Origin of the sequence: Mycobacterium sp. ACS4331 (assembly GCF_001667265.1) — a bacterium.
Taxonomy (GTDB): Bacteria; Actinomycetota; Actinomycetes; order Mycobacteriales; family Mycobacteriaceae; genus Mycobacterium.
This window is the reverse complement of the sequence record NZ_LZHW01000004.1, coordinates 50069-66352: the sequence shown is the minus strand read 5'-3', so window position 1 is coordinate 66352 and position 16284 is coordinate 50069. Positions and strand designations below refer to the sequence as shown.

The 16284-nt window shown below is 70.0% G+C and carries 15 protein-coding genes and 1 pseudogene; 7 read left to right on the top strand and 9 right to left on the bottom strand.

The features are described 5' to 3' along the window. The 4 genes and pseudogenes from A5727_RS27980 to A5727_RS00815 all read right to left on the bottom strand — a co-directional run. Positions 1–190: pseudogene (locus tag A5727_RS27980) on the bottom strand (hypothetical protein); the annotation flags it as partial. A 9-nt stretch (positions 191–199) separates the two neighbouring features. After that, entirely contained in the window at positions 200–967 is a 768-nt protein-coding gene (locus A5727_RS00825; protein ID WP_068242925.1) for a CPBP family intramembrane glutamic endopeptidase, read from the bottom strand. A gap of 76 nt (positions 968–1043) precedes the next feature. Beyond that, the gene (locus A5727_RS00820) at positions 1044–1814 is read right to left on the bottom strand and encodes a DUF2470 domain-containing protein (RefSeq protein WP_068242907.1); all 771 of its coding nucleotides are present in this window, start codon (positions 1812–1814) and stop codon (positions 1044–1046) included. A 117-nt stretch (positions 1815–1931) separates the two neighbouring features. Beyond that, positions 1932–2222, bottom strand: coding sequence for a cupin domain-containing protein (locus A5727_RS00815; protein WP_068242904.1), 291 nt, complete (start codon positions 2220–2222; stop codon positions 1932–1934). A 109-nt stretch (positions 2223–2331) separates the two neighbouring features. Between A5727_RS00815 and pheA the strand changes: the two genes are divergently transcribed. Both pheA and A5727_RS00805 read left to right on the top strand, forming a co-directional pair. Further along, positions 2332–3252, top strand: a complete 921-nt coding sequence (gene pheA / locus A5727_RS00810; protein WP_082949514.1) for a prephenate dehydratase — start codon at positions 2332–2334, stop codon at positions 3250–3252. Next, on the top strand, positions 3249–3935 hold the full coding sequence (locus A5727_RS00805) for a histidine phosphatase family protein (protein WP_068242898.1): 687 nt from the start codon (positions 3249–3251) through the stop codon (positions 3933–3935). The genes pheA and A5727_RS00805 overlap by 4 nt, the downstream gene beginning before the upstream one ends. A 216-nt stretch (positions 3936–4151) precedes the next feature. Here A5727_RS00805 and A5727_RS00795 read toward each other — a convergent pair whose 3' ends face one another. Then, positions 4152–4502, bottom strand: a complete 351-nt coding sequence (locus tag A5727_RS00795; RefSeq protein WP_068242893.1) for a metallopeptidase family protein — start codon at positions 4500–4502, stop codon at positions 4152–4154. Positions 4503–4506: 4 nt separating this feature from the next. Continuing rightward, the gene (locus tag A5727_RS00790) at positions 4507–6018 is read right to left on the bottom strand and encodes a septum formation family protein (protein WP_082949513.1); all 1512 of its coding nucleotides are present in this window, start codon (positions 6016–6018) and stop codon (positions 4507–4509) included. Between the two features lie 151 nt (positions 6019–6169). Here A5727_RS00790 and serS point away from each other — a divergent pair, with 151 nt between their 5' ends. Both serS and A5727_RS00780 read left to right on the top strand, forming a co-directional pair. Then, positions 6170–7426, top strand: coding sequence for a serine--tRNA ligase (gene serS / locus A5727_RS00785; protein WP_068242919.1), 1257 nt, complete (start codon positions 6170–6172; stop codon positions 7424–7426). A gap of 22 nt (positions 7427–7448) precedes the next feature. Continuing rightward, positions 7449–10763, top strand: coding sequence for an ATP-binding protein (locus tag A5727_RS00780; RefSeq protein ID WP_068242890.1), 3315 nt, complete (start codon positions 7449–7451; stop codon positions 10761–10763). Here A5727_RS00780 and A5727_RS00775 read toward each other — a convergent pair. Next, positions 10753–11451, bottom strand: a complete 699-nt coding sequence (locus A5727_RS00775; RefSeq protein WP_068242887.1) for a hemerythrin domain-containing protein — start codon at positions 11449–11451, stop codon at positions 10753–10755. The two genes, A5727_RS00780 and A5727_RS00775, sit on opposite strands and share 11 nt — an antisense overlap. 125 nt (positions 11452–11576) lie before the next feature. On the opposite strand from A5727_RS00775, the gene A5727_RS00770 reads away from it, so the two are divergent. Beyond that, a complete protein-coding gene (locus A5727_RS00770) occupies positions 11577–12386 on the top strand; it encodes a DUF5718 family protein (protein WP_068242883.1) in 810 nt (269 codons plus the stop codon). Then, positions 12386–13372 (top strand): MOSC domain-containing protein, encoded by a 987-nt coding sequence (locus tag A5727_RS00765; protein ID WP_068242880.1) that lies wholly within the window; start codon positions 12386–12388, stop codon positions 13370–13372. Before A5727_RS00770 ends, A5727_RS00765 begins: the two co-directional genes overlap by 1 nt. Here the strand turns inward: A5727_RS00765 and A5727_RS00760 are convergent, their stop codons facing one another. Both A5727_RS00760 and A5727_RS00755 read right to left on the bottom strand, forming a co-directional pair. Further along, a complete protein-coding gene (locus A5727_RS00760; protein WP_068242877.1) occupies positions 13373–13708 on the bottom strand; it encodes a hypothetical protein in 336 nt (111 codons plus the stop codon). Beyond that, a complete protein-coding gene (locus A5727_RS00755; RefSeq protein WP_068242874.1) occupies positions 13705–15264 on the bottom strand; it encodes a Rieske 2Fe-2S domain-containing protein in 1560 nt (519 codons plus the stop codon). The genes A5727_RS00760 and A5727_RS00755 overlap by 4 nt, the downstream gene beginning before the upstream one ends. Before the next feature lie 258 nt (positions 15265–15522). Between A5727_RS00755 and A5727_RS00750 the strand changes: the two genes are divergently transcribed. Then, entirely contained in the window at positions 15523–16281 is a 759-nt protein-coding gene (locus tag A5727_RS00750) for a lysophospholipid acyltransferase family protein (RefSeq protein WP_068242872.1), read from the top strand. Positions 16282–16284 lie beyond the last annotated feature (3 nt).

Below are 16284 nucleotides of genomic sequence, written 5' to 3'. Positions count from 1 at the left end.
GGGTGTGGCGAGGCGGTGGGGGTGGCGGCGCAGGCGTGCGCTGCGCGGGGAAGGCCCCCGGATGCGGGCGGTGCGACGGGTCGCGACGGATCACCTGCGACGGTTCGTCGGACTGCGGTGGGCGGGGTGCGCCACGCCGATCGCCGGGACCGGGCGGCGGCTGGCCGTACCGCGGCCGGTCGTCGTTCACCAGGCCAATTTACGTGCTCGGCGGCGGATCGATGCCCAGCCAGCCCAGGTGTGGGGCAAGCAGTGCGTACCCCACGAAGGCGACCGAGTCGATGATGCCGTGCGCGATCACCAGCGGCCAGAGTCGGCCCGTCCGATGCCAGACCCACCCGAACACGAGGCCCATCGCGAGGTTCCCCAGCCCGGCGCCGAAACCCTGGTAGAGGTGGTAGGCGCCGCGCAGCACGCTGGACGCCACGATCGCGGTCGCGGGGCTCACGTCGAGTTGGCGCAGCCGGGTCAGCAGGAAGCCGACCACCACGACCTCCTCGGCCCAGCCGTTGGCGAAGGACACCAGCAGCAGCACGGGTATGCGCCACCACGTGTCGTCGAGTTCACTGGGGACCACCGCGACGCTGAACCCCAGGGCGCGCGACGCGACGTACAGGGCCAGTCCGGGGATTCCGATCAGTGCCGCCAGGCCGAGGCCGCCGAGCAGGTCGGGGCGCCAGCGGAGTCGGCCGAGGCCGATGCGGGCCGGAGTGAACCCGCTGCGCCACAGCAGGTAGACCGCGAGCGCACCCCACGCGACCAGCTGGGTGATGTAGGCCAGGTTCAGGCCGAGGTCGATCAGGTCGAAGTAGGACCGCTTGGGATTGAGGGCGACCCGTTGACCGGCCAGCCCCCGCAGCACGAAGTCGATCAGCTGAAGCGACGCGGTGATCGCGCTGAGTCCGAAGGTGACGGCGAGGACCAGGCCGATCTCGAGGCGGAGGGCGCGGCGCTCGAACGCGCTCAGGCCCTCCGTCTCGCCGGGCCGGTCGGGGGCGTCGGGTGCGCCTTGTGCGCTCACCCCGACACCGTATCCGGGTGGGTCAGGGTCGGCGTGCGCGCAGGCCGTTGACGAAGGGGCAGCCCATCAGGATGCGGATGGCCTGGCTCAGGCCGGTCACATCGTCGACTGGGTTGGGAAACGGGAGACGGACGTCGTGGTCGCCGTCGTCGCCCTCGACGCGGAGACGGAGGCCGTACCGGTCCAGACCCAGCGGGCGCACGTGTCCGCGGCGCAGCGGGCGGGGCAGCTTGGCCGCGAGCCGGGCGACGACGTCACGGTGTGCGGAGTCGATGTGTCGCAGCCACGAGGTCTCCATGTCGCAGAACGGGTCCGGCCGCGCCTCGAGGAGAGCGCTGACTCCCACGGACTCGGCGCCCGTCGCATCCGCGACCACGACCGACTCGATCTCCAGGCGCAGCAGGGTGAACTCGGAGCCGACCTGCAGCAGTGCGGGGTTGGGATCCTCGGCGGCGATGACGTCGAGCGTCGCGCGCAGCATCGACTCCGGCACGCGATACAGGCGGCCGCGGATCCAGACCAGTGACCGCACCGGTTCGCGCAGGGGCAGCGGAGCGTAGTCGGTCAGTTCGAGCATCGCCTGCACTCCCGCGGCGCCCGCGTTGACGACGTTGGCGGCCGCGACGCCGTGCATCGGGACCGTGATGGCGAACGAGCCGTCGGGCAGCAGGTGGTGCACGGTGACGGCTTCGGGCTCGGATCCGTCCAGCGCGATGAGTGCGCTCTGGGCGCGCACACACGCGCTGCGGATGCGCTCGGCGGTCGTCGGTGCGGGGATCGTCGCCAGGGTCATCGGAGGGGCCTTCCAGGTGCGGTCCGTGCTGGTCAAGCTCGGCGTCTCTTAGTGAGGTAAGCCTAACTTAACAACACGCCCGCGGCGGTTCAACACCTTCGTCCCCGGCGGGTGGGGCTAGGAGAGCCGCTCGACCTCGACGAAGACCACGGAGTCGGCGCTGCCGCGGTTCTCCACCTGGTGCTCGACGCCGGCCGTTCTGGTGTAGCTCTCGCCGATCCGAAGCTCGGCGGCGGTGGCGGTGCCGTCCGGGGTGACGACATGCATGGTCCCGTTGACCAATGGGACGACGACGTAGTCGTACTCGTGGCGGTGCATGGGGATCGCGCCGCCCGGTTCGATGGTCCACCTCGTGACCCGGAATCGGCCGTCGTCCTGCTGCACCTCGCCATGCGATCCTGCGCCCATGTGAGCCCTTCACCTCTCTGCCATCGTCGGCTGTGACGGGGAAGCCTAACGCCGTCCGATCCGCAGATACTCAATCTGGCGCGCGGGGTTTTGCCGATAGGGTTTGGGGGTGACCGCCATCGCCTATCTCGGACCCCAAGGGACGTTTTCGGAGGCGGCGCTCAATGGAATGGCCGCGGCGGGTCTGCTGCCCGACGGAGCCGATGTCGACCCCATACCGACCGACAGCACGCCCGCGGCGTTGGCGGCGGTCAGATCGGGCGCCGCCGACTACGCCTGTGTGCCGATCGAGAACTCCATCGACGGATCGGTGCTCCCCACGCTCGACAACCTCGCGGTGGGCGCGCCGCTGCAGGTGTTCGCCGAACTGACGCTCGATGTGGCGTTCAGCATTGTGGTCCGTCCCGGCGTCGCCGCGGCCGAGGTCCGGTCGGTGGCGGCGTTTCCCGTCGCCGCCGCGCAGGTGCGGCGCTGGCTCGACGAGCACCTGCCCGACGCCGAGGTCGTGCCGGCGATCTCCAACGCCGGCGCCGCCGACGACGTCAGCAGTGGCCGGGCCGATGCCGGGGTCAGCACCGCGTTGGCGGCCCACCGCTACGGACTGGACACGCTCGCCGACGGGGTGGTCGACGAGCCCAACGCCCGGACCCGGTTCGTGCTCGTCGGCCGGCCCGGTCCACCACCGCCGCGCACCGGCGCCGACCGCACGTCGGTGGTCCTCAAACTCGACAACGTGCCCGGGGCCCTGGTCAGCGCCCTCGCCGAGTTCGGCATCCGCGACATCGACTTGACCCGCATCGAATCTCGGCCCACCCGCGTCGAACTCGGCACCTACGTGTTCTTCCTGGACTGTGTCGGCCACATCGACGACATCGCGGTCGCCGAGGCACTCAAAGCGCTGCACCGTCGTTGTGCAGATGTGCGATACCTAGGTTCCTGGCCCACAGGTGCGGCGACCGGCAGTGTGCCGCCACAACTCGACGACGCCACGCAGTGGCTGAACCGGCTGCGGTCCGGGGAGCAGCCATGAGCGGGCGGCTGATCCTGGTCCGGCACGGACAGACCTACGGCAACGTGGAGAAACGCCTGGACACCCGGCCGCCGGGTGCCGAACTCACGCCGCTGGGCAGAGACCAGGCCCGGGCATTCGCGCAGAACGCCCCCGGACAGCCCGCGCTTCTCGGGCATTCGATCGCCATTCGGGCGCGCCAGACCGCGGCCGAGATCGCGGGTGCGCTCAGCCTGCGGCCCCACGAGTTCGACGGTCTCCACGAGGTGCAGGTCGGTGACCTGGAGAACCGCAACGACGAGGAGGCGGTCGACGAGTTCAACCGGATCTACCAGCGGTGGCATCAGGGTGAGCTGAACATCGCGATGCCCGGCGGCGAGACCGGCGCCGATGTCCTGGACCGGTACCTGCCCGTCGTCAACGATCTGCGGCTCCGTCATCTCGACGACGATCAGTGGAACGGTGACATCGTCCTGGTCAGCCATGGGGCGGCGATCCGACTGGTTGCGGCCACGCTGGCCGGGGTGGAGGCCAGCTTCGCTCTCGAGCATCACCTGGCGAACACCGACGCCGTGACGCTCGCGCCGATCACCGACGGCCGCTGGAGCTGCGTGCACTGGGGCGCGGCGAGCCCGCCCTTCTACCCCGAGCCGGACGCGAATCCGGTGGAGGACGCGAAGCGGGCGCCGGACCCGATCGGCTGACTGCACTCACACGCCACCACGTCGCAGTCGACGACGAACGTGTGCATGGTCAGTTCGGGAGTGGCGCAGCCGCTCTCGGTGCATTCGGGGCGACCCGCCCAGTGCACGATCAGCGTGCCGTGGCAGTGCGCCTCGTCGGCGTCACACGCTCGGCATCTTGCACCCATGGCCCGTTCCTATCACTGCGCGGTGACAAAGCGGTGATGCCGCGCCCGGTCAGGCCCACCCGAGTTCGTGCAGCCGGTCGTCGTCGATGCCGAAGTGGTGGGCGATCTCATGCACGACCGTGATGGTGACCTCGTCGACCACCTCAGCCTCCGAGTCGCACATCTGCAGCAGCGCGCCGCGGTAGATGGTGATGACGTCGGGCAGCGATCCCGCGTAGAAGCTGTCCCGCTCGGTCAGCGCGACCCCCTCGTAGAGGCCGAGCAGGTCGGGCTCGTCGGGATTGTGGTCCTCCACGAGCACGACGACGTTGTCGAGCGCCGCGGCGAGTTTGGGTGGAATCCGGTCCAGCGCGTCGGAGACCAGCTCGTCGAAGCGCGCCGAACTCATCGACACCGGCATCGAATCAGGCCGGCGGCGGAGCGACCTCAGGACCCGGCGGGGGGCCTGCGGCGGGTGCGGGGACGTCGGCCGGCGGCGGCGCGGGCGCCTCGGGGGGCGGCGCCGGGGCGCCCGGCGGCGGCGGGTTGAACGTGTTGCCCTGTGTCTGCGGGGGTTCGGTCGCGGCCGCGGTGGATGTCGGCGCCGAGGTCTGCCCCGGCAGGTGCTGACTCGAGTCGCTCTGCGAGCCCGAACTGTGCGACCCCGAGTTCGACGAGTTCGAGTTCGAGTTCGACGAGTAGTCCGGCTCGTAGGTGGACTGCGAGCCGCCGGTGGGCGCCGGGATCGGCGGGAGGTTCAGGCGCTCGGCCGGGATGTCGGGCGGCGGGATGGGTGGCTGGCCGTTGATCAGCAGCGGCCCCTTGGCGCTGTTGATCAGGGTGGCCCAGCCCCCGTTGCCCAGCGTGGCCCCGATGCTGCACGCCACCTGGTGGCTGCCCGCTGACCAGCTGGGCAGCGAGATGGTGCTGTAGATCAGGGTCAGGGTCGTCGTCCGAAGCTGCAGAGGCGCAAGGTAGGCGTCCGTCATCCGGGTGCAGGAGTCCTTGATGAATCCGTCCTGCTCAGGCTCGGGCGGCAGCCCGCCGGGAAAGCGCTCGGCCAGGTTCACCGACCCGGTGACCTCCATGGCGTGCGGCGAGGCGCAGTCGACGGGGATGTCGGTCGGTTGGTTGCTGGCCGGGTCGATGCCCAGGCATGTGCCCGCGGGCCAGACCTTGGACTGGTCGACGTCGGCGACGCGGCCCTTGAACGCCAACTGCTGGCTGTCGGGACCCGGAAGCTGCAGCCCGCACAGCATGCGGCGCTCGCCGTGCTGCCGCCAGGCCTTGTCGCCCGACCACAGCATGCTGATCGTGAACCGGCTGTTCGGGTCGAACTTCTGGCCGAGGTAGTGCCGCACCGCGACCTGGCACTGCTCCTGGCTGATCTGCTGGATGCGCGCCGGCGACGGCGGCGCGGCGTCGGGTCCGTACTCCGAGCCCGGGAACGTGCGCATGTCGACCGACTCGGCCACCTCGAAGCGGTGGTCCTCCCCGCAGTCGACGATGGTCGCCTCGTCCGGAGTGCGCTCGGGCCAGTTCAGGCAGTCGCCGGCCTTGGCGTCGTTGAACGCCTTGTTGCCGCGGGATCCGGTGGCCGGGACGGGGTCGGACTGCAGGTACGCGGCCAGACCGGTCTGGCTGCGGTTGACGGGAAGCGCGGTGATCACGCCCGCGATCAGCAGCGCGCCCAGCGCGGTGAGCAGGAGGGCGCGACGCGTGGACCGGGCCTGGAAGGTGTTCAGCCAGCTGAACCGCTCACGCGGGGCCTGGTCCTCGGGGTCGGTGTCGGCCTCCACAGCAGTCGATTCCACATCGAAGCCGGTCGACGCCGGCTCGGCGGCGAACGCGGCATCGGGGGTGTCGTCTGGGGAGCCGACGGGGTCGTTCTCTACGGCCACGTCGTCGCGATCTTCCTGCTGGGGTCCATCAACCATCGGCTTCCATTGTGACAGGCGCGCCGACCGCTGTGACAACTGTTGCGTTTGTAGTGTTATGGGGTTGTGCTCATGCGGGGCGGGGCGACACATACCGCCAACTGACCCTCGAGAGCGCAGGTCGCTGACGGCAAAAGTAGTGTTGACGGGCGTGATCGACCTCAAGCTGCTCCGCGAAGACCCCGACGTCGTGCGCCGTTCCCAACGCAGCCGGGGGGAAGACCCCGAGTTGGTGGACGCGCTGCTGGCCGCCGACGCCGCGCGTCGCGCCGCGGTGTCGAAGGCGGACACCCTGCGCGCCGAACAGAAAGCCGTGAGCCGACAGGTCGGTGCGGCCAGCAGCGACGACCGCCCGGCGGTGCTCGCGCGCGCCAAGGAACTCGCCGCGGAGGTCAAGGAGGCCGAGGCCGCCCAGGCCGCCGCGGAGGAGGCGTTCACCGCGGCGCACATGGCGGTGTCCAACGTCATCATCGACGGCGTCCCGGCGGGCGGCGAGGACGACTTCGTGGTGCTCGACACGGTCGGGGAGCCGGCTCGGCTGTCCGATCCCAAGGACCACCTGGAACTCGGTGAAGCGCTGGGCCTGATCGATATGGAGCGCGGCGCGAAGGTCTCCGGGTCGCGCTTCTACTTCCTGACCGGCCGCGGCGCGCTGCTCCAGTTGGGCCTGCTGCAGCTGGCAGTGCGGGTCGCGACTGAGAACGGGTTCACGCTGATGATCCCGCCCGTGCTGGTGCGCCCCGAGGTCATGGCGGGTACGGGCTTCCTCGGCGCGCACTCCGAGGAGATCTACCGCCTCGAGGCCGACGACATGTACCTCGTCGGCACCTCGGAGGTGCCGTTGGCGGGGTACCACTCGGGCGAGATCCTCGACCTCTCCGGCGGGCCGCTGCGGTATGCGGGATGGTCGTCGTGCTTTCGGCGCGAGGCCGGCAGCTACGGCAAGGACACCCGCGGCATCATCCGTGTGCATCAGTTCGACAAGGTCGAGGGCTTCGTCTACTGCAAGCCTGAAGACGCCGAGGCCGAGCACCAGCGGCTCCTCGGCTGGCAGCGGGAGATGTTGGCGCACATCGAAGTTCCGTACCGCGTCATCGACGTGGCGGCGGGCGATCTCGGGTCGTCGGCCGCGCGGAAGTACGACTGCGAAGCCTGGGTGCCCACACAGCAGGCCTACCGCGAGCTCACGTCGACGTCGAACTGCACGACCTTCCAGGCTCGTCGGCTCGCGACGCGCTACCGCGACGAGAACGGAAAGCCGCAGACCGCCGCGACGCTGAACGGCACCCTGGCCACCACCCGCTGGCTCGTGGCGATCCTGGAGAACCACCAGCAGCCCGACGGCAGCGTCCGGGTTCCTGACGCGCTCGTGCCGTACGTCGGCGCCTCGGTGCTGGAACCCCGGTAAGCGCGACACCGCGGCCTTGGGGATGACTGCGGACAACCCGGTACGGGTGCGGGTTCTGGGACCGGTGCAGGCGTGGGTCGGCGGCGATCCGGTGGACCTGGGCGCGCGGCTGCAACGCGCGCTCCTGGCCAGACTGGTGGCCGCACATGGCCATACGGTGTCGGTGGACCGGCTCATCGAGGACCTGTGGGAGGGGGAACCGCCGCCCAAGGCGCTGTCCGCGCTGCAGGTCTACGTCTCGCATCTTCGGCGTGCGCTCGAGCCGGGTCGGCAGCGCCGGGCCCCCGCCCGCGTCCTCGTCAGCGCCGCGCCCGGGTACTGCCTGCGGCTGCCGGCCGACGCCGTCGACTCCTGGCGATTCGAAGCCGATGTCACTGCGGCACATGAGGAATCGGATCCGCAGAAGCGCATGCGCCGGCTCGACGAGGCGCTGGCCGGATGGTCGGGAGATCCGTTCGCCGGGTTCGGCGACGCCCTGTGGGCCGCACCCGAGGTGGCCCGGCTGACCGAGCTCCGGCTGACCGCGGTGGAGGCGCAGGCCGCGGCGCAGGTGGAACTCGGCCGCCATCACTCCGCGATCGCCGCGCTGGAACTCCTTGTCGGTGAGCGTCCCGGCCGGGAGGGCGCCGCCGCGGTGCTGGCGACGGCGCTGTACCGCAGCGGGCGCCAGACCGATGCCCTGGAGGTGTTGCGGCGCACCCGAAGTCACCTCATCGACGAACTGGGTCTGGAACCCGGTCGGGCGCTGCGCGACCTCGAACGCGACATCCTGTGCCAGGCGGAGTATTTGGAGCCGTCACGGCCGAACCTACAGCCGGCGGCGCCCGCGATCGCGGCGCCGGACACGCCCGAGGCCGCCGCCTACGGGCGGGCCGAGGAACTCGCCGAGATCGACAACGTCGCGGGGGCCGTCGCCGCCGGTCGCAGTGCGGTGGTGTGGATTGGGGGTGAGGCGGGCTCGGGCAAGACCACCCTGGCCGACGCCGCGACGGCCCGGCTGCGGGCCGCGGGGTGGCGCACGGTGCTCGGCCGCTGCCCGGAGGTGCACGGCGCACCGGCCGGGTGGGCCTGGACCGAGGTGCTGCGTGACCTGCTCGAATCCGGAACCGACGACGACAGGGTGGCGCTGGCGCCCCTGCTGCACGACGGTGCCACCGCCGAACCGGGCACGTTCTGGCTGGGGCAGGCGGTCGCCGACGTGGTGAGCGCGGTCGCCGACGCTCAGCCGCTCGCGATCGTGCTGGATGACCTGCACCGCACCGACGGCTTGACGCTGGAGCTGCTGCGGCTGGTGGCCGACCGCATCAAGGACAGCCGCGTGCTGGTGATCGCGACCTATCGCCCCACGGAGGACCACGGCGAACTCGAGGTGGCCCGGGCGGCGCTGACGGTCCACACCGCGGCGCACCTGATCCTGGACGGCCTGGACGCCGCGGCCACCGCCGCGCTCGCTGCCGACTGCGGGCTGACCACCGCGAGCGGAGAGGCCCTGCGGCTGCTGCGCGAGCGCACCGGCGGAAATCCGCTGTTCATCCGCGAGCTGGCCCGGCTGATGGACGCCGAGGGGCCGGATGCGGTGTGGGCGTCGGTGCCGGTCGGCGTCCGGGATGTGCTGCGCCGCAGGCTGGCCCGACTGCCGGGGCAGACCGTCACGGCGTTGCGTCAGGCCGCGGTGCTGGGCCGCGACATCGACGTCGACCTGCTCGCCGAACTGTGCCGCAGCGATCCAGACGACCTGCTCGACGCGCTGGAGCCGGCGGTCCTGCTGGGTCTGCTCGACGAGCCCGAGCCCGGGCGGCTGCGGTTCGCCCACGCCCTGGTCCGTGACACCCTCTACGAAGACACCTCCAAGCTGCGCCGGTCCCGCCTGCACGGTGCCGCGCTGGAGCTGCTCCGCGCCCCGGGCCGGTCGGTCGACCCGGCCGCGTTGGCGCACCACGCTGTCGCCGCGGCGAGGGCCGAAACCGCCTTGACCGCAGCGGCTTTCGCGACAGAGGCGGCGCGTGAGGCCAGCACGCTCGGAGCCCACGCCGAAGCCGCCCGGCAATGGCGCTCGGTACTGCAGATGCTGGACTTGGCGGCCAGCCGTCGGTTGCGGCCCAGCGCCGACGGTCTGCGCGATGAGATCGACGCACGCTGTGGTCTGATCGCCGCGCTGGCGCAGTCCGGCGACGCGGTCGGAGCACGTCTTGAGATGAAGGCCGCCCTGCAGTTGCTCACCGGGACGTCGCAGCACGACCTGACGATCCGGGTCCTCACCGCCTGGGACACCCCCCTGGTGTGGCGGGACCGCGAGTACGACGGGTCCGATGCCCACATGATCGGACTGCTGCGGGAGATGCTGGCCGTCGACGGGGTCACGGTGGCCGATCGCATCAGGCTGCTCAAGGCGCTGTACGTAGAACTGGAGGGCGCCGACCCGGACGGGGCCCTGGCGGTCAGCACCGAGATGCTGGACCTGGCGCGTCGCGCCTACGCCGAGGACCCCGGATCGGCGGGCCGGCTGCTGTGCGCCGCCCTCAACGTGCGGGCTTACGGCGCGTTGGGTCCCGACCTCGACGCCGAGCGTGACTCGACGGCCGCCGAACTGTTGGAGACCGCGGAGGCCACCGAGCAGGCCGACTATCAAGCGGTAGCCCACTGGCTGCTGTCCCTGGCGGCCGGTCATCGGTCTGACCTGGCCGAGGCGAAGCGCCACGTCGACCTCGCGGTGGCCCGGGCGGGCACTGGCCAACTCGTGCATCTGCTCGGTGTGCTGGGCCTGTTCGGTGCCCGGATGCACCTGCTGGTGGGACGCCTCGACGAGGCCGTGCGCGCCTACACCGATCTGGCGGCCCGCATGGTGGAGAACGGCGCCGCCAACGGGGCCAAGCTGGCGATGGTCGGCCGGGTGACGGGTGAGTTCTGCCTGGGAGATCTGGGTGTGCTGGCCGACGAACTGGTGTTCTTCTATCGGGAGGTGTCGGTCGCTGCGCTGGACGCCGCGGTGCTGGCGTTGATGGCTGCCGGCCGCGAGGCGGAGGCACGAGCGCTCTGGCCCGACCGCCAGCCGATCGAGCGGGCGTACTTCTGGCTGCCCTTCACCGTCCTGCGGGTCAACGCGGCGGTCGCGCTCGGCGACCGCGACGAGGCCCGGGCCCGGGCCGAGGACCTGCGCCCGTACTCCGGCCGGATCGCCGGCCTGGGCGTGGACGGGCTGATCGTCGGACCGGTGGACGACGCGCTGGCCGCCGCGGAGGACGCGTTGGGCAGGCCGGAGGATGCGCGCCGGCACCGGGAGGCGGCCGCGGCACTGCGCGAGCGACTGGCGGTCGAAGCCCGCCGGTTCACCGACTGACGCCGCGCCGGCCGAAGACCGCCCGCTCCCGCCGCCGATGGGCAAGCCTCAGCACCGTGAGCAGCACGCGGTGCCGCCAGCCCGTCTGCCGGCGCAACGCCGTCCGCTCGTCGTCGGTCATGACCGCCAGGAGGCGCGGCCCGTCGAACGACATCCGGGCCCCCTCCCGGGCCGCGGCCTCCACTGACGCCCATTCCGCCACGGAGACGTGCTCGGTGATGAGCGGGAACAGCTCGATCTCCTCGTCGTTGATGTGATCGGTCAGCAGGGCCGCCAGCTCGGCGAGTTCGAGGGCCAGCAGGCCACCGACCTGACGGTCGCCCATCGAGAGCCGGAAGGCCGCCGCCCGAGCCCGCAGCTGAGCCAGCCGCGGCTCCAGCGCCTCGTGGTCCGCGGTCAGCTCGCTCAGATCCAGGTGATCACCCACGCTGGCCTGGATGGCGGGCCACATCACGGCGTCCTCCGCTGCGTGGTGGTGGTGGATGGAATCGCAGAGCAGCTCGATGTACTGCGAGATGGCCCGGGCGTGGCCCGGCGTGCAGATCACATCGCGGTCGCGCACGGCCTCGGCCAGCTCGGTCAGGCGCAGCAGGTCGGTCAGCATCGCCCGGTGGGCCAGGGTGATGCGCAGAAGATCGGGTGCGGAATCGTCCGCGTGCTCGGGCGCGGTGGTGCCGGCGGTGGTCACTGTGGTGCTCCTCGGGCTAGGCGGATCCGGGACGTCCCGGATCGCAGGTTCGCCAGCCAGCCTGGCGCTGGCGACTTAAGTGCGACTTGTCACCGGCTTGCTCGGGGCCGCAGTAGGGTGCAGCCATGATCGATATCGACCTCGCTGAGCTTCGCACCTGGTTCGGGTTCGGAGTCGCCGGTAACTTCGCAGGACACCTCGAACAGGCAGGGGAGGCGGTCGACTTCGTCAACGTGGCCTCCGAGGGCGTCGCCCCGAAGGGGATATTCCCCTGGTATGCACCGGGTTACGACAGCTTCCTGGGTGAGTTCCCACTGTCGCACGATCAGATCCTGCTGCCGGAGGCCTCCGACGGTCCGCTGAATCTGCAGATCGAGCCCGAGGTCGGGTTGGCCTGCCGGGTGAAGTGGGACGGCGACACCGTCGCCGCGCTGGAGCCGTTCGCGCTGGGTGCGTTCAATGACTGCTCCATCCGCCGACCCGGTGCCCCGAAGATCAGCCACAAGAAGAACTGGGGCCCGGCCTCCAAAGGTGTGGCGCGGCAGTTCTTCGACATCAGCGACCTCACCCCGGACGGTCCGACCGCCACCCTGCGGCTGGTGTGCTTCCTGGACGACGCCGAAGGGAAGGCGCACGAGTACGGCGTCGACAGCCCACTGCTGGGTTACTCCTACTACGGCGAGGTTCTCCTGGACTGGATCGTCGAGCGGTTGGCCAATCAGAAGGGGTCGCCGGACACACCCCTGGAGGACGTCGGGGCGCTGATGGTGGCCTCGGGTCGTCCGGAGAACGTGTTGATCGGCATCGGTGCCACGCGCTACACCGCGTTGGGTGAGTCCACCTACCTCAAGCCGGGCGACGCCGCCGTCGTGCGCGTGTACGACACCGCCTCGGATGCGAATTCGGAACTGCGCCAAAGAGTTTCGCAACGCTGATGTCCGCACCCGGGTCGGTTCAGCAGCTCTGGCGCTTCCCGGTGAAGTCCATGGGCGGCACGGCGGTCGAGCAGGTGCGCATCGACCGCCGGGGTGTGCACGCTGACCGACTGTGGGCCGTGCGTGATCTGGAGAACGACGTGACCGCCTCGGCGCGCAGGGTGCCCGCGCTGCTGGGCTGCACGGCCCGGTATGCACGCGAACCCGGGGACGACGCGGGGCCGGGTCGGGCGCCGACGGTGATCGTGACGTTCCCAGACGGGGCCGAACTCGACAGCGACGACCCGGCGATTCACGACCGAATCAGCGAAGTGGTCGGCCGCGAAGTCCGGCTGACCCCGCTGCCGCCCGTCAAAGACACCAGCGCGCACAGACTTTCGCTCCGGCAGAGCCTCGCCAACTACGCGGCCAGTGTGGTCCGTCAGGATTTCGGCCTGTCGGCGGACGAGGCGCTGCCAGACACCTCGGTGTTCACCACCAAGCAGGTCCTCACGCTGGCGCGGTTCTCCACCCCGCCGGGAACGTTCGTCGACCTGAGCCCGGTGCATCTGATGAGCACGTCCAGCCTGGCGGCACTGTCGCCCGACGGTGTGCCCTATGACGTGCGGCGGTTCCGGCCCAACGTCCTCGTCGACGTCGCCGGGGCGGTGGGGTTTCCCGAAACGCAGTGGGTGGGTTCGCAACTCCGTCTCGGGACGGTGTCACTGAACGTCGACATCCCGACCATCCGGTGCGTGGTCCCCACCCGGGCCCAACCGGGTCTGGAGACCGACCGTGGGCTGACCCGCCAGCTCGCGCAGCTCACCGACCGCTTCCTCGGGGTGTACGCCGAGGTGACGGAGGCGGGGGTGGTCCGGGTCGGGGACGAGGTGATCGTGCACGCGGTGGCCGAACCCGGTGCCGTGCGCCGGGCCGCCTCGGCGGCGGGCAGGACCGCCCTGCGCGGTCTGCAGCGCGTCCTGGAGGCCACCGTCCTGCGTGGCTAGCTAGTGCTCGAGGACCTCGTCGAGCATTTCGAGGAACTCCTTGGGACGCAACGGGGTGAACGCCGGTTTGGTCCTGCCGGGGACGTCGAGTGTGACGAGTGTGGACTTGATCGGGCGCCACACGTCCAACGGAAGCCAACGGCGCAGGTCGGAACTGCCCCAGATGCGGAACCGCTGGGTGAACAGGCCAAGCGATTCGGCCTTGTAGCCGCGCACGGTGTCGACCGGGATCACCTTCGAGGTGCCGGACGGGAAATGGTAGCGGCGCAACGTGATCGCGTGCTGGTCCAGTTGGATCAGCCCGTCGTCGTAGTACTGCTTGGGCGGAGGGCTCACAATTTGGAACTCCGAAGTTCGTGGCCTCGACTGGTCAGGCACCGGCCGTTGTCCAGGTTCCACTGCCAACCGTGCAGATTGCAGGTCAGGGTCGAGCCCTCGACCACCCCAAACTTCGACAGGTCCGCCTTGAGGTGTGGGCAACGACGCTGAATCTCCCAGCCGTCCAGCGTGATCGAGGAGCTGTCGTCATGGGCCTCGGCGAACCAGCCGTCGGCGTAGGCGATGCGTTCGTCGGTCAGGCACTTGAAGAAGGTGTACAGGTACTCGTTGTACCCGCCGACTCGCCATGCTTTGAACCGCGTGGACAGGAAGATCGTGTTGACCCAGTCCGGCTCGTTGTCCCGCACCACGGTGCGCACCAACTCGGGCGCGATCTCGAACCCGTAGCGGAACTTCTCGTCGGGAATGGGCTCCCGCACAATCCGTTTCGGGAAGTCGAGGACAACGCTCTCCTTGTACTCGGCGGACCACAGCCGCAGTTCCACCGGATACCCGATGCCGTCGCAGATCTGGTCGGTGGCCGCCATGATCGGCTCGAACAGGGCACGCAGCGGTTCCAGCAGAGGTTCCCCCGCAGCCGGTGCCCAGCGCGCCTTCTCCGCGGCCAGCACCGGTGCCATCCGCTCGGCGTAGGCCGCGATGTAGTCGGCCTTGCCGGTGGTGAAGATGGCCTCGACCTCGTCGGTGGGCAGGGGGTGGGTCAGCGCGTTCAGCGTCGACCCGCTGAAGTCGGCCACCGAACCGGGGATCATCAGCAGGCCGCCGTCGTGACCGTTCTGACGCATCTGGTCGAGGAAGACCATCTGGTCCGGGAAGATGTTGGCCGGATCGCCGTGATCGTCGTTGAGGTCGCGAAGTTCGTCGTCGAGGAAGCACGGCGGACCCGCCGAGGGCACCACCCAGGTGGCGCCGACCTGGGCGATGTACTGCCGGCAACGGTCCATCTGGCGCTGGCGCTTCTGTGTGCCGAACGCCTCCTTGGCCCGGGCCGGCATGTCGTAGACCATCGGGTACCAGATCGCGCCCGAGTACTGCAGCATGTGCACGTCGATGTGGCCGAACTGGTCCAGGACGTCCAAATCCACGGGTCGCGCATCGTTCATGTTGAACGCCGTGGTCTCGCCGTCGGAGACCACCAGGCCGGAGTCGCCGATCGGCCCGTCGGCCGGGGCGCGCAGCGCGATGATCATCACGTCCAGATCGCCCTTGGGGCCGCTGACCCGGTGCTTCACCGAGTCCGCTGTCTCCACGAAGTCGTGGAATCCCAGCTTCTCCAGTTCGCGACGCAGGTCAGGCACCGGGTAATCCGGGAGCAGCACCACGGCGTCCTTGTTGACGTGGTCCCGCAGCGTCTGCGGATCGAAGTGATCCTTGTGCAGGTGCGACACGTACAGGTAGTCGCAGTTGCCCAGGGCGTCCCAGTCCAGTCCGGAGTTGTCCGGGAAGACGAACCACGAGCCGAAATAAGCCGGGTTGACCCACGGGTCGCAGAGAATGCTTCCCGCCTTGGTCTCAATCAGGAAGCCGGCGTGACCGACGCTCGTGACCTGCACAAATACGCTCCGAATGGTTGTTCTTTCCCCGAAACCTGCACTGTCGAGCTTAACCGGCGCCAGTCCCGGAGGCGTTCCGCAGGCGTCCGTGGTGTGCGATTCGTTGGGCATCTCCATCGGTGCCATTGGCCTCTATATGCCATGAGCCGCGGTTCGGCGCGGCGTGGGGACGGGGCCCCGGGGCTCGGGCACGGGTGCGAATGCAACCCCTTCGCAGCCGAGGATCACGGCAGGGCAGAACGGCTAGGCTGGCTGGTTGTGGAACCCGTATACGGCACCGTCATCCAGCTGGCCCGCGCGGTCTGGCGGGTCCAGGGCCTGAAGTTCACCGTGACCGGCGTCGAGAACCTTCCCAAGAAGGGTGGCGCCGTCATCGCGATCAACCACACCAGCTACTTCGATTTCACCTTCGCCGGCCTGCCCGCGTACCGGCAGGGGCTGGGCCGCAAGGTGCGCTTCATGGCGAAGCAGGAGGTCTTCGATCACAGCATCGGCGGCCCGCTCATGCGCAAGCTCGGCCACATCCCGGTGGACCGGCTGGCGGGCGCCGAGTCGTTCGACGAGGCGGTCCGTCGGCTCAAGGCCGGCGAACTCGTCGGGGTCTATCCCGAGGCCACGATCAGCCGCAGCTTCGAGATCAAGGAGTTCAAATCGGGCGCGGCCCGGATGGCGATCGCCGCAGACGTCCCGATCGTGCCCCACATCGTCTGGGGCGCCCAACGGATCTGGACCAAGGGCCACCCCAAGAAGATGTGGCGTCCGAAGGTGCCCATCTCGATCACGGTCGGAGAGCCGATCGCGCCGACGCTGCCGGCCGCCGAGCTGACCGCGCTTCTGCACTCACGCATGCAGCACCTGCTCGAGCAGACGCAGGAGGCCTATGGGCCGCACCCGGCGGGCGAGTTCTGGGTGCCCAAACGCCTAGGCGGGGGCGCGCCGTCGCTGGCCGAGGCGTCGCAGATGGACGCCGAGGAGGCCGCCGAACGCGCTGCGCGACGGGCGCAGCGGTCGGAGTAGCCG

What these genes read in the sequence shown, in the direction of transcription:
- A5727_RS00795 (WP_068242893.1), bottom strand. Translation starts at nt 4,502, where the DNA reads ATGCCGGTGTCGATGAGTTCGGCGCGCTTCGACGAGCTGGTCTCCGAC.
- A5727_RS00780 (WP_068242890.1), top strand. Translation starts at nt 7,449, where the DNA reads ATGACTGCGGACAACCCGGTACGGGTGCGGGTTCTGGGACCGGTGCAG.
- A5727_RS00770 (WP_068242883.1), top strand. Translation starts at nt 11,577, where the DNA reads ATGATCGATATCGACCTCGCTGAGCTTCGCACCTGGTTCGGGTTCGGA.
- A5727_RS00765 (WP_068242880.1), top strand. Translation starts at nt 12,386, where the DNA reads ATGTCCGCACCCGGGTCGGTTCAGCAGCTCTGGCGCTTCCCGGTGAAG.
- A5727_RS00815 (WP_068242904.1), bottom strand. Translation starts at nt 2,222, where the DNA reads ATGGGCGCAGGATCGCATGGCGAGGTGCAGCAGGACGACGGCCGATTC.
- A5727_RS00805 (WP_068242898.1), top strand. Translation starts at nt 3,249, where the DNA reads ATGAGCGGGCGGCTGATCCTGGTCCGGCACGGACAGACCTACGGCAAC.
- A5727_RS00820 (WP_068242907.1), bottom strand. Translation starts at nt 1,814, where the DNA reads ATGACCCTGGCGACGATCCCCGCACCGACGACCGCCGAGCGCATCCGC.
- A5727_RS00790 (WP_082949513.1), bottom strand. Translation starts at nt 6,018, where the DNA reads ATGGTTGATGGACCCCAGCAGGAAGATCGCGACGACGTGGCCGTAGAG.